We start from the raw sequence: 11,787 nt of genomic DNA, 5'->3' as shown, positions 1-11,787 counted from the left end.
AGAGGGTGCTGGGCAGATGTGGAGGTTGTGTGAATGTCGCTGCCTGGCCCTAGGTTGGCGCCGTGAGCACCATCGTCTTCCTGCACGCGCACCCCGACGACGAGGCGAGCCAGACCGCGGCCACGATGCGGCTGGCCGCCGACGCCGGGCACCGGGTGGTGTGCGTCTACGCCACCAACGGCGACCACGGCACCGTGCCCGCGGACCTGCGGGAGGGGGAGACGGTGGCGGACCGGCGTCGCGCCGAGGCCCAGGCGTCGGCCGTCGCGCTCGGCACCGCGCGGGTCGTGTGGCTCGCTACGCCGACTCCGGCATGACCGGGTGGGAGCAGAACAGCCACGAGCAGTCCTTCCACGCCTGCAGCACCGACGAGGCCGCGGCGCGGCTGGCGCGGGTCCTGGACGAGGAGGACGCCGACGTGCTCGTCGGCTACGACTGGCACGGTGGCTACGGCCACCCCGACCACGTCAAGGTCCACGCCGTCGTGCACCGGGCGGCGGAGCTGGCGGCACGGCGACCACGGCTGCTCGAGGCGACGATGAACCGCGACCACATGCGGCGCATGTTCGAGGCGGCCACGGCGGCCGGGATGGCGCCCGAGGACGCGGACTGGGATCCGGACGCCCCGCCGACGACGGCAACCCGGTCGGCACCCCCGAGGCGGAGATCCACTGGCACGTCGACGCCCGGCCGGTGCTCGCGGCCAAGCGGGCGGCGCTGTCGGCCCACGCCAGCCAGGAGGACGTCGGCTGGATGCTGGGTATGCCGGAGGAGCAGTTCGCCGCGGCCTTCGGGGACGAGTGGTTCATCGAGCCCGGGCGGGATCCGGGGATGACCGACGGTCACCCGGTGGGCTGAGGGCGCGACCGGGGGAGGCCGCGCCTACCCTCGAAGGATGAGCGACGAGCCGCAGCCGATGCCCGAGTCCGACCGCGCGGTGCCGGACGGCGCCGACCTGGGTCGGTCCCTGGGCACGGACTTCATGCACCTGGACGACCTGCTCACCAATACCGAGCGCGAGCTGCGGGACGGCGTGCGCGCCTGGTGCGACGACGAGGTCGTCCCGGCGGCGCAGGAGTGGTGGGAGGCGGCGCGATACCCCGTCGAGATGGTGCCGGGGTATGCCGCGACCCGGGTCGCCGGTGCCTCGATCGAGGGCTACGGCTGCGCCGGGGTCTCCACCCTCGCCGACGGGATGATGTGCGCCGAGCTGGCCCGGGGGGACGGCTCGATCGCGACCTTCAACGCGGTCCACTCCGGGTTGGCGATGACCTCGGTGCACCTGCTGGGCAGCGAGGAGCAACGGGAGCGATGGCTGCCGGGGATGGCCCGGGTGGAGACGGTCGGCGCGGTGGCGCTGACCGAGCCCACGCACGGGTCCGACGTCGTGAGCATGGAGACCCGCGCCCACCGCGACGGCGACCACTGGGTGCTCGACGGCGCGAAGCGGTGGATCGGCAACGGGTCGGTGGCCGACCTCGTCGTGGTCTGGGCGCGCGACGACGACGGCGACGTGGGTGGCTTCGTCGTCGAGTCCCCGCAGCAGCTCGACGGCTGGGACGCCCAGGTCATCCAGGGCAAGATCAGCAACCGCGGGGTATGGCAGGCGCACATCCGCCTCGACGGCGTGCGGATCCCGGCCGACAACCGGCTCCCCCAGGCGCGCACCTTCGCCGACACCAACCGGGTGCTGGCCCGGTCGCGGCAGGCGGTGGCCTGGGAGGCCATCGGCCACGCGGTCGCGGCCTACGAGGGCGCGCTGACCTATGCCCTGCGCCGCGAGCAGTTCGGTCGTCCGCTGGCCAAGAACCAGCTCATCCAGGACGATCTGGCCCGCATGGTCACGCTCATCACCACGATGCAGCTCACCTGCATGCGGATGAGCCAGCTCGAGGACGAGGGCCGCTGCACCATCGAGCACGCGGCGATGGCCAAGCTGCACACGACCACGGCGGCGCGGGAGGTCGTCGGCATCGCCCGCGACATGCTCGGGGGCAACGGGATCCTGCTGGACCACCACGTCGCCCGGCACTTCGCCGACCTCGAGGCGACCTACACCTACGAGGGGAGCCGCACCGTGCAGTCGCTGCTCGTGGGCCGCTCGGTGACCGGCACCAGCGCCTTCCGCTGAGCCGCCCCCGACCCCATGCCGACCGGGCGTCGTGAGTGGTTGGCTCCGGTCCGACCGGGCGTCGCATCTGGTGACGGCTGTCATGTCCAGCGGTCACGCGGCCTGACTAGGGTGACGGTATGCCCGATCCCGCCGCGCCCGACCCCTCCGCCCAGGGACCCTCGGACGTGCCGCCCGACTGGCGGCCCGACATACCGGTCCCGGGGCAGCGCCCCGCACCTCGCGAGGAGCTGCCGGCGCAGTGGCGCGGCAACCACCCCGCCGCCGCTGCGGACCGGGACGCGCCGGTGCCCATGCGCGCGCCGACCCAGACGCTGGGGACCCTCATGGGAGACGTCGTGCGGACCGGCGCGTGGGACGCGGCGGAGCGCACGACCACGATGCTGCTTGTCGGCGATGTCAAGCTCGACCTGCGCGAGGTGGTCCGTCCCGGCGAGACGCTGGAGATCTCCTCCTTCACCGGGATGGGCGACATCCGGATCGCGGTGCCCCCCGGCACCCGGGTCGAGCTGTCGGGCTTCAACCTTCTCGGCGACCTGCGGCACGACGTCGACCCCCAGGCCCAGTCCTCGGCCGACACGGGTGCCTGCGTCCGCATCAACGCCACGAGCCTGCTCGGTGACGTCTCGGTGCGCACGATGCCGCCCGACGACGGCACCAAGCCTCCCCGCGGCTGGCGCTGGACCCGGAAGCGCTGAGCGCCGGTGGGTCGGGTCTCTACCAGAGCGGCAACATGCCCCAGCGGCCGAATACCAGGATCGGCACCAGGAAGACGACGACGAGTAGGCCGAAGAGGACGAGCAGCCGTGGGCGAAGGGCCGAGCCGGTCACGGTCTGCACCGAGACGATGAGGAGACCGATCACGCCCAGCGCCACCCCGAGCGCAGGGGCCAGTGCACCGGCGAGGAGGGCGGCTACCGCGAGCGCGGCAAGGCTACCCGTAGATGTGGCAGGTTCCGCTGCTGTTGTACGCCGCATTTGCGTACCCCTTTGCCCGGATGCAGAGGTGCCTGTGCTCATCGACGGGACCTCTAGCGACGAACTGTCTTTGATACAAGGCTCTAGCGATGTTGTTGGACAGGACATGGTGGTTGTTGAGCGTCACGCCTGCATCACACGTGAGGTGAGCATCTTGCGACTGTCCGCTCATCCACGGTGAGTAGACTCGTGGTCCCATTCCGGACGCCCTCGCGCTCATATCACTGAACACAGGCCCACGATGTTCGAGTCAGCCCAGGGGCACGTGCCGGCGGAACCACTCCAGGCTCGCCGCCCACGGGCCACGCCGCTCGGCGAGATCCTCCAGCAACGGCGTCAACTCCGCGGAGAAGCTGATCGAGGACTCCAGCGGCAGCAGCGACGGGAGGTTGTCGATGGCGATGACGTCGAGCGGGGCGTCGGCGGTGCCGACCTGACGCACCGGCTCGGCCCATGTGGTGACCGCGGTGTTGACGGGGAGCAGGTTGTTGTCGGAGGTGACGTCGCAGGTCACGTCACCGATCGTGCGCAGGCGACGGGTGGCCGCCACGTCCTCGCCGCCGACGAAGGGCTCGCGCGGGGTGCTGCTCACGACGCAGTTCACGAGGATGTCGTGGTCCAGCAGCGCTGCCTTGTCCAGCTCGACGGTGTCGGCCCGGTCCCAGCGGGTGACCGCGCAGCCGGCCAGCTCCAGCGCCTCGACCGCGCCGCGGCCGGAACGCCCGCGGGAGCCGATGACCAGCGCGCGCTCCGGCTCGTGACCGGCCGCGCTCTCGCGCAGCTGGCCGTCCAGCTCCTCGCGGCCCATCGGTGCGACCCCGCCGGTCAGCAGGCCGCGGTGCCGGAGCACGGCGAGCGCGGCACCGACATACCCCGCCCAGAAACCGAACGCGACGACCCGCTTGCCGTCGAGCGTGAGGTACTCCACGTCCAGCAGCTCGCCACCACCGCGACGGAATCGCTCGAGCGTGACGTCCGCGCCCTCCTGCCCCTTGTAGGCGTGGGCGAAGAAGACGTGCGTGTGCGCCAGGTCGGGCGGGTCCTGCGGCAGCTCTTTGATCCCGACGACGACGGCGCCCTCGGGGGCGTCGGTCCACGAGCCGTAGGGCGCGACCGAGCACCCGGCCGCGACGTAGTCCTCGAGGTCGACGACGCGGCTCGGTGACTCCTCGACGGTGACGACATAGCCGTCGGCGACGAGGCGCTGCGCGTCGGCGGGGACGATCGGCACGCGCTGCTCGCCGGGGCGGGCCTCGGCGCGGATCCACAGGTGCGGTCGGGTCATGGAGCCAGGGTATGCGCCCGCGCAGGTTGTCCTTGCGTTAGGTTGAGCCGATCACACACCGGAGTGGAGGGGTTGCGAGATGAGCGGCGAGGTCGTGCGCGAGCAGGGCGAGTTCGACAACGAGCCCAGCGACCGGGAGCCACCACGCGCCGCCGGTCGCACTTGGGCCTTCCGGCTGGGTGGGCTGGCGCTGGCCGTCGTGGTCTACCTCCTCCTGGGTGGCGCCGAGATGTCCGGCGACGCCCGCTTCGTCGCTGCCATCGCGGTGCTCATGGCCGTCTGGTGGATGACCGAGGCGATCCCCCTCGCGGCGACCTCGCTGCTGCCGATCGTGCTCATCCCGCCGCTCACCGGGTTGGGCGTCTCCGACGCGACGGCGCCCTACGCCAACTCGATCGTCTTCCTCTTCCTCGGCGGCTTCCTCATCGCCATCGCCATGCAGAAGTGGAACCTGCACCGCCGGATCGCGCTGCTCACGCTGCGCCGCGTCGGCACCCACCCGCGCCGGATCATCCTCGGGATGATGATCTCGACGGCCTTCCTGTCGATGTGGGTCTCCAACACGGCCACCACGCTGATGATGCTGCCCATCGCGATCTCGGTGCTGGCGCTCGTCGTGGAGAACAGCCAGCGTGGCGTGGCCGCCGCCGACGGCGACGTGGCCGAGGAGGTCTCCAGCGGGCGGGCGGTGAGCGACGTCGTCGACGACCCGGACGTTCGCATCTTCGGCGTCGCCTGGTGCTGTCCATCGCGTGGGCCGCCTCGATCGGCGGGCTCGGCACGCTGCTCGGCAGCCCGCCCAACGCCATCGTCGCCGGATATCTCGCCGACGAGGTCGGCCAGGACGTGGGCTTCCTCGCCTGGATGGTGCTGGGCGTGCCGATCGTCGTCGTCTTCATCGGGATCGCCTGGCTGCTCATCACGCGGCTGATGTTCCGCTTCACGCTCGAGGAGATCCCCGGCGGCCGCCAGCTCATCGACACCGAGGTCGATGAGCTGGGCCCGATGAGCCAGGGGGAGAAGGTCGTGCTCGCGGTCTTCTGCGGCGCCGCCTTCCTGTGGATCGTCCCGGGCCTGCTGTCCAACATCCCCGCCCTCGGCGAGGCGCTGCCCTGGCTCGGGGAGCTGGACGACACCGCCATCGCCATCGGCGCGGGCATCGTGCTCTTCCTCATCCCCGGCGACCGCGAGGGCCGGATGACGCTGGAGTGGGACGACGCGGAGGAGGGCCTGCCCTGGGGCGTGCTGCTGCTCTTCGGTGGTGGCCTCAGCCTGGCCGCCGCGGTCGCCGGCACCGGCCTGGACGAGTGGTTCGGCCAGCAGGTCACCGGGCTGGGCTCGCTGCCGATCGTGCTGCTGCTCGCCGCTGTCGTGACGATCGTGCTCTTCCTCACCGAGGTCACGAGCAACACCGCGACCGCGGCGACCTTCATCCCGGTCCTGGGCGGTGTCGCCGTCGGCATCGGTGTCGACCCGATGACGCTGCTCATCCCGGCCGCCCTGGCGGCGACCTGCGCCTTCATGCTGCCGGTCGGCACCCCGCCCAACGCGATCGTCTTCGGCACCGGGGCGGTGAAGATTCAGGAGATGGCCCGTGGTGGAATCGTCCTGAACGTCGTCGGGGTGGTGCTCATCACCCTCTTCACCGTCCTCATCGGTCCCTTCGCCCTGGGGCTCGTGCTGTAACGGCCGGCGGCGGGTCCGGATCACGGGAGGAGGACGCGGCATCGCATGTCCCCTGCCCCCCGCCGTGGCCGGTCCGCCCTGGTGATGGCGGTCGCCTCCGCCGTCACCACGCTGGGCGCCCTCCCGCCGTTCCTACTGGGGGCTCAGGCGGTGGCGATCCGCGACGACCTCGGCTTCGGGCTCGGAGCCTTCGGTGTCGCGGTCAGCCTGTTCTTCGCCACGGCGGCGGTGGCCACGCTGTCCACCTCGACGTTGGTCGACCGGATGAGCCGCGGCCTGCTGCTGCTCCTGGCCGGAGGTGTCGTGACCGCCGGTGGCCTCGCCATGAGCCTGCTCGTCTCCGGGTGGTGGTCGCTCATGGCGGTCATGGTGGTGCTCGGCCTCGGCAACGCCGCCTGCCAGGCCACCGCGAACTCGTTGATGGCGCGCACCCTCCCGCCCGGTCGGCGCGGGCTCGGCTTCGGCGTCAAGCAGTCCGCCGTGCCGCTGGCGATCATGCTGGGCGGGCTCGCGGTCCCGACGACCGGGGCGCTGTGGGGGTGGCGCTCGACCTTCGTCGTGACCTGCTGCCTCGGGGTCGTGGTCATGCTCGGCGCGGTCGGGCTGCTGCTGCGGGGCCGGCGTCGCGGATCGCGCAGAGCCGCTGCGTCCAACGCCGACCTGCTCGAGTCCCCGCCGACCCTGCCGCTCGTGCTCGCCGCCCTGGCGATCACGCTGGCCAGCGCGGCCGCCAACTACGTGGGCGCCTTCGCGGCCTCCTGGGGCTTCGAGGTCGGGCTGACACCCTCCCAGACCGGTGTGCTCATGGCGGTCGGCTCGGGTGGCTCGATCGCGATCCGGGTCTTCTCCGGGTGGCGCGCCGACCACCGGCACGGGGCGAACCTGCCCGTCGTCGCCACCCAGATGTGGGTCGGCGCGCTCGGGTGCCTGGGCCTGATGATCGACGCACCCTGGGCGGTCTGGGTCTTCGGGCTGCTCGCCTTCAGCATCGGGTGGTCCTGGCCCGGTCTGCTGCTGTATGCCGTCGCCCGGCTCGGGCGCGACAACCCGGCCCAGGCGTCGGCTGCGATCCAGGCGGGCGCCTTCGCGGGCGGGGCGCTGGGCCCGGCGGTCCTCGGTGGGCTCTCGGGAGCCGCCGGCTTCCCCGTGACCTGGGCTGTGGCCGCGGGCTGCTTCGCGCTCGCCGGCGCCCTCATCCTGCTCTCCCGCCGGCTCTTCACCGCCGACCTGCTGGCCCGGCCTCCCCGCGAGCCCTTCACCTACGGACGCTCCAAGGTCACGCCGCCGCGCGAGCCGTGAGCCAGGAGGTCGCGCGTTCCGGCGACACGCCGACCGCGACCGGCTCAGCCGCACACGTGAACGCCTGAGTCGCTCTCCTCCGGCGTGTCGTCAGCACGTCAGTGCAGGGCCTCCGCCATCCGGCGGACCGCCTCGCCCATGAGCTCGGCGCTCGTGCCGATGTTGAGCCGGGCGAAGCCCTCGCCGGTGGCCCCGAACGCCGGCCCCGGCGACAGCAGCACCCGGCCCCGCTCCAGGAAGGCCTGCGACGGGTCGTCGCCGAGGCCGAGGGCGCGGCAGTCCAGCCAGGCGAGGTAGGACGCGTGCCCCGGATGGAAGCGCACCTGCGGCAGGTGCTCCTGGAGCAGGGCGGGCAGCTCCTGGGTGCGCGCCTGCAGCTCGGCCACCGTGCCGGCGAGCCACTCGCGGCCCTCGGTGTAGGCGGCGATCGCGGCATACTGCCCGAGGATGCTGGGTGCCCAGTCGGTCTCGGCCTGCGCCTGCGGCCAGCGTCCCTCCACCGCCGTGAGGCCCAGGGCGAGCTTGAGGCCCGCGGTGTTCCACGCCTTGGAGGGCGAGTGCAGGGCGATGCCGACCTCGCGGGCCGCCTCGCTCACGGTGAGGAAGGGCACGAAGGGCCGCGGGCTGCCGGGGTGCACGAGCGGGGCGTGGATCTCGTCCGAGATCACCACGGCGTCGTGCTCGGCGGCCATCTCGGCCAGCGCGGCCAGCTCCTCGCGCGAGTAGACGTAGCCGAGCGGGTTGTGCGGGGTGCACAGCAGGACCACCTTCGCCCCGTCGGCGAGCGCCGCGCGCATGCCGTCCAGGTCGAGGCGGCCACCGGAGGCGACGTCGAGCATCGGCACCTCGAGCGGCTCCAGGCGCAGGTCGCGCAGCCAGGGGTAGAAGGAGAGGTAGACCGGGGGGTTGAGGACGACCCGGTCGCCGGGTGAGGTGAGCGCGCGCAGCGTCTCCTTGGCCCCCTGGCCGACGTCGGCGAAGAGCCGGGTCCGCCCCGGCATGCCCTGCGGGTCCCAGCCCCAGGTGTCGCGGGCGAAGCCGGCGAAGGCATCGATCACGGCAGAGGGCTCACCGGCATACCCGAAGTCGGAGCGCTCGATCGCCGTCTGCAGCGCCTGCGCGATAGCGGGGGCGGTGCTGACGTCCATCTCCGCCGTCCAGGCGGGGAGCACGTCGTCCGGGACCCGGCTCCACTTGGCGCTGCGGTGGGTGCGCATCTGCTCCAGGGACAGGTCGAAGGGTGAGTTCATCCGCCCAGCCTGCCCTACCCGTCACAATCATCGGTATGCCCCCCGCGACCCCCGGCCACGCAGTTCACTCCACGCCTGGCTCCACACCGCTCGTACCCGAAGCTGGGCCGGGTGCGACGACGACCTTCCACCTGCGCCCGGCGCAGGGCTGGCTCAACGACCCCAACGGCATGGTCCGGCACGAGGGGCGCTGGCACGCCTTCTTCCAGCACAACCCGGACGCGCCCCGGCACGACGCCATCGCGTGGGGCCACTGCAGCAGCGCCGACCTCGTGACCTGGCGCGGGCACCCGGTCGCCTTCACCCCCACGCCGGGAGGTCCGGACGGCTCCGGCTGCTGGTCCGGGGTCTTCGTGCCCGGGTTGTCGCGCCCGGCCGTCGTCTACTCCGGGCTCGCCGGGCCGGGCTTGACCAGCACGGTCTGCCTGCGCTGGGGGTCCGGTGCCGACCTCGACGAGTGGTCGGCACCCGTGGTGGTGGCCCGCCAGCCGCAGGCTGACGGTGTCGCGGTCATGCGCGACCCCTTCGTGCTCACGCACGAGGGTCATCGGTTCGCCCTCGTGGGCGCCGGCCTCGACGACGGGACGCCCGCGGTGCTGCTCTACTCCTGCGACGACATCGAGGCGTGGGACTACCTCGGCGTCTGGCTGCGCGGCGCGGACCTGCCGTCGCCGGGAGCGGCCCGGCCGACGTGTGGGAGTGCCCGCAGCTCGCGGTCGAGGGTGAGCGTGCCGCCCTGCTGCTCTCACTGCACGACGACGGCGTGCTCGGCGACGTGGTCGCCTGCGCGGGCCGGCTCGTCGACGACGACGGGCGTCCACGTCTGGAGGTCGAGGACGTGGGGGTGCTGGACCGGGGTGACGCGTTCTACGCACCGCAGATCGCCGACGACGGCGGCGAGGGGTGGTGGCTCATGGGATGGGTCCGCGAGGACGGCCAGCAACCCGGCGGCAGGGACCAGGCGGGCTGCCTGACGCTGCCGCGACGGCTGACGGTCGACCCGTCGGGGGTCCGGCTCGAGCTGGACCTCGCGGTCGGCGAGACGCTGCCCCTCGGCCCGGCCTGTGCCGCGGAGGGCGAGCTCCCGCCCGCGGCGGTGGTCGAGGTCGGGCCAGGCGAAGCCGTGCTCGTGCACCCTGAGCTCGGCGCCCGGCCCATGCCCGAGGGGACCAGGGCCGTCGTCGACGGGGACGTGCTGGAGGTCTACCGGCCCGACGGCGTCCCGGCGACCTTCCGGCACCCGGTCGCTTGGCAGGTGCGGGGCGACGCCGAGCTGCGGCCGGTGCTCAGGCCGTGAAGGCCCAGCGGTCGAGGACGCGCTGCAGCTCGTCGACGTGCCACCGGGGGACGTAGGCGACGGTGATCCGCTGCCCGTGGCGGACGTGCGCGCTGGCCTGGCCGGGCAGGCATACCGCGTCGACGAGCCAGGGCAGGACCTCGAGGTCGGCGCGGTCGTGGTCGAGGCGGGGGTGCAGCTCGCGGGTGACGCGACCCACGCGGAAGCGCACCACCCACCGGTTGCGCTCGCGGTCCTGGCTGCCGCGGACCTCGCTCAGCTGCGGGGTCGAGCCCGCCGCGGCCGCGAGCTTGCGCACCAGGTCGGGATAGGAGTCCGGTCCCACCACGTGTTCCAGGTCCACGGTGGTCACCCGCGGGTGGTGGGTGAGGTTGCCCTCGGGGTCACGGGCGAGGCAGTGCATCGCCGCGACGAAGGGGTGGTCGTGCAGCGCCTGGGCGATCTCCCGGTCGGCGCGCAGCTCCTCGGCCGTCACCCCGTCCTGCGCCTCGAGCCCGAGGCGTTCCAAGGTGGTGAGCTGGTCACGGGGTGTCGGCCGCCGTGCGGGAGTGACCAGCGCCGTGCGGTCCGGGCTGCCGTCGCTGCGCCGGGCGAACACCTCCGTGATGTTCATGCTCCCGAGTCTGCCACCGGCGCCGGCCGCGCACAACGGTGCGGCCGGCACCGGCCGTGAGCTCAGGCGACGCGGGTCTGGGGCGCGTTCGCCGCGGTCTTGCCGGCGTCCATCTCCGCGACCCCGCCGATGACGTCGTCGATCTTGGCCATGAGGTCGGCGTCGAGCTTCACGCCGGCGGCCTTGACGTTGTCCTCGACCTGGGAGGGCTTGGAGGCGCCGACCAGCGCGGCGGCGACGTTGGGGTTCTGCAGCACCCAGGCGACCGCGAGCTGCGGCATCGTGAGGCCTGCTTCCTCCGCCAGCGGCTTGAGCCCCTGGACGGCGGTGAGCACCTCCTCGCGCATGAAGCCCTGCATTCCCTTGCCCATCGACTCGTCCGCGGCGCGGCCCTCGGTCGGGGCCTGGCCCGGCTGGTATTTCCCGGACAGCACGCCCTGCGCCATCGGGCTCCACACGATCTGCGAGATCCCGAGCTCCTCGCAGACGGGGACGACCTCGGGCTCGATGACCCGCCACAGCATGGAGTACTGCGGCTGGGAGGAGATGAGCTGGATGCCGAGGTCCTTCGCCAGGGCGTGCCCGGCGCGGATCTGGTCGGCGGTCCACTCGCTCACGCCGATGTAGTGCGCCTTGCCCTGCCGGACGACGTCGGCGAAGGCCTGCATCGTCTCCTCCAGCGGCGTCTCGGTGTCGTAGCGGTGCGCCTGGTAGAGGTCGACGTAGTCGGTCTGCAGCCGCTGCAGGCTGCCGTCGATCGACTCCATGATGTGCTTGCGGGACAGGCCGGTGTCGTTCTTGCCGCCGGGGCCGGTTGGCCAGTAGACCTTGGTGAAGATCTCCAGGCTCTCGCGCCGCTCTCCCTTGAGCGCGTCCCCGAGCACGCTCTCGGCCTTGGTGTTGGCGTAGACGTCCGCGGTGTCGAAGGTGCTGATGCCGGCATCGAGCGCCGCGCGCACGCACTGGTGGGCCACGTCGTTCTCGACCTGGCTGCCGTGCGTCAGCCAGTTGCCGTAGGTGATCTCGCTGATCTTGAGGCCGCTGTTGCCGAGGTATCGAAACTCCATGGCGGCACCGTATGCCTCGCGTCCGACAGGCCCGACCCTCGGGGGTGTCAGTCCGACCCGGCACGGGTCGTGGGAGGCGGACCCGCGACGGCTGGGCCCACGTCATACCGGGGGATGACGGGGTGGACGTGAGGTCGCCCCCGCCGTCGGACGCGGGCGGTCCGAAGGACAGCCGGAAGAC

General features: G+C 72.5%; 10 protein-coding genes and 3 pseudogenes. 8 read left to right on the top strand and 5 right to left on the bottom strand.

Features of this window, described 5'->3' with window-relative positions:
* Nucleotides 1-62 precede the first annotated feature (62 nt).
* The 3 genes and pseudogenes from BJF80_RS10025 to BJF80_RS10015 all read left to right on the top strand — a co-directional run bounded on the left by BJF80_RS10025 (nt 63) and on the right by BJF80_RS10015 (nt 2,829).
* Nucleotides 63-858, top strand: a pseudogene (locus BJF80_RS10025) (PIG-L deacetylase family protein).
* Between the two features lie 37 nt (nt 859-895).
* Complete coding sequence (locus tag BJF80_RS10020) at nt 896-2,131, top strand: acyl-CoA dehydrogenase family protein (protein ID WP_237767536.1); 1,236 nt, start codon at nt 896-898, stop codon at nt 2,129-2,131.
* A 119-nt stretch (nt 2,132-2,250) separates the two neighbouring features.
* Nucleotides 2,251-2,829: a LiaF domain-containing protein gene (locus BJF80_RS10015; RefSeq protein ID WP_075813283.1), complete on the top strand. Its 579-nt coding sequence runs from the start codon at nt 2,251-2,253 to the stop codon at nt 2,827-2,829.
* A gap of 19 nt (nt 2,830-2,848) precedes the next feature.
* Here BJF80_RS10015 and BJF80_RS18450 read toward each other — a convergent pair whose 3' ends face one another.
* Together BJF80_RS18450 and BJF80_RS10010 are read right to left on the bottom strand one after the other, a co-directional pair.
* Entirely contained in the window at nt 2,849-3,151 is a 303-nt protein-coding gene (locus tag BJF80_RS18450; protein ID WP_143456563.1) for a hypothetical protein, read from the bottom strand.
* Between the two features lie 208 nt (nt 3,152-3,359).
* The gene (locus tag BJF80_RS10010) at nt 3,360-4,394 is read right to left on the bottom strand and encodes a saccharopine dehydrogenase (RefSeq protein ID WP_075813281.1); all 1,035 of its coding nucleotides are present in this window, start codon (nt 4,392-4,394) and stop codon (nt 3,360-3,362) included.
* A 79-nt stretch (nt 4,395-4,473) separates the two neighbouring features.
* Here BJF80_RS10010 and BJF80_RS20805 point away from each other — a divergent pair.
* The 3 genes and pseudogenes from BJF80_RS20805 to BJF80_RS10000 form a co-directional block, all read left to right on the top strand.
* Nucleotides 4,474-4,959, top strand: a pseudogene (locus BJF80_RS20805) (SLC13 family permease); the annotation flags it as partial.
* Between the two features lie 173 nt (nt 4,960-5,132).
* On the top strand, nt 5,133-6,080 hold the full coding sequence (locus BJF80_RS20800; RefSeq protein ID WP_269087393.1) for an SLC13 family permease: 948 nt from the start codon (nt 5,133-5,135) through the stop codon (nt 6,078-6,080).
* 45 nt (nt 6,081-6,125) lie between these two features.
* A complete protein-coding gene (locus tag BJF80_RS10000) occupies nt 6,126-7,379 on the top strand; it encodes an MFS transporter (protein ID WP_075813279.1) in 1,254 nt (417 codons plus the stop codon).
* 98 nt (nt 7,380-7,477) lie between these two features.
* Here BJF80_RS10000 and BJF80_RS09995 read toward each other — a convergent pair whose 3' ends face one another.
* A complete protein-coding gene (locus tag BJF80_RS09995) occupies nt 7,478-8,629 on the bottom strand; it encodes a MalY/PatB family protein (RefSeq protein WP_075813277.1) in 1,152 nt (383 codons plus the stop codon).
* A gap of 35 nt (nt 8,630-8,664) precedes the next feature.
* Between BJF80_RS09995 and BJF80_RS20795 the strand changes: the two are divergent.
* Nucleotides 8,665-9,264, top strand: a pseudogene (locus BJF80_RS20795) (glycoside hydrolase family 32 protein); the annotation flags it as partial.
* On the top strand, nt 9,255-9,926 hold the full coding sequence (locus BJF80_RS20790; protein WP_321166380.1) for a glycoside hydrolase family protein: 672 nt from the start codon (nt 9,255-9,257) through the stop codon (nt 9,924-9,926). The pseudogene BJF80_RS20795 and the gene BJF80_RS20790, both read left to right, overlap by 10 nt.
* On the opposite strand, the gene BJF80_RS19075 is transcribed toward BJF80_RS20790, so the two are convergent.
* The gene (locus BJF80_RS19075; RefSeq protein ID WP_143554068.1) at nt 9,916-10,539 is read right to left on the bottom strand and encodes a hypothetical protein; all 624 of its coding nucleotides are present in this window, start codon (nt 10,537-10,539) and stop codon (nt 9,916-9,918) included. The two genes, BJF80_RS20790 and BJF80_RS19075, sit on opposite strands and share 11 nt — an antisense overlap.
* 62 nt (nt 10,540-10,601) lie before the next feature.
* Complete coding sequence (locus BJF80_RS09975) at nt 10,602-11,606, bottom strand: aldo/keto reductase family protein (protein WP_075813269.1); 1,005 nt, start codon at nt 11,604-11,606, stop codon at nt 10,602-10,604.
* Between the last annotated feature and the right edge of the window lie 181 nt (nt 11,607-11,787).

The organism is Serinicoccus sp. CUA-874 (assembly GCF_001942225.1).
Classification (GTDB): domain Bacteria; phylum Actinomycetota; class Actinomycetes; order Actinomycetales; family Dermatophilaceae; genus Ornithinicoccus; species Ornithinicoccus marinus.
The sequence above is the reverse complement of the archived record's forward strand: the minus strand, read 5'-3'. Positions and strand labels throughout refer to the sequence as shown.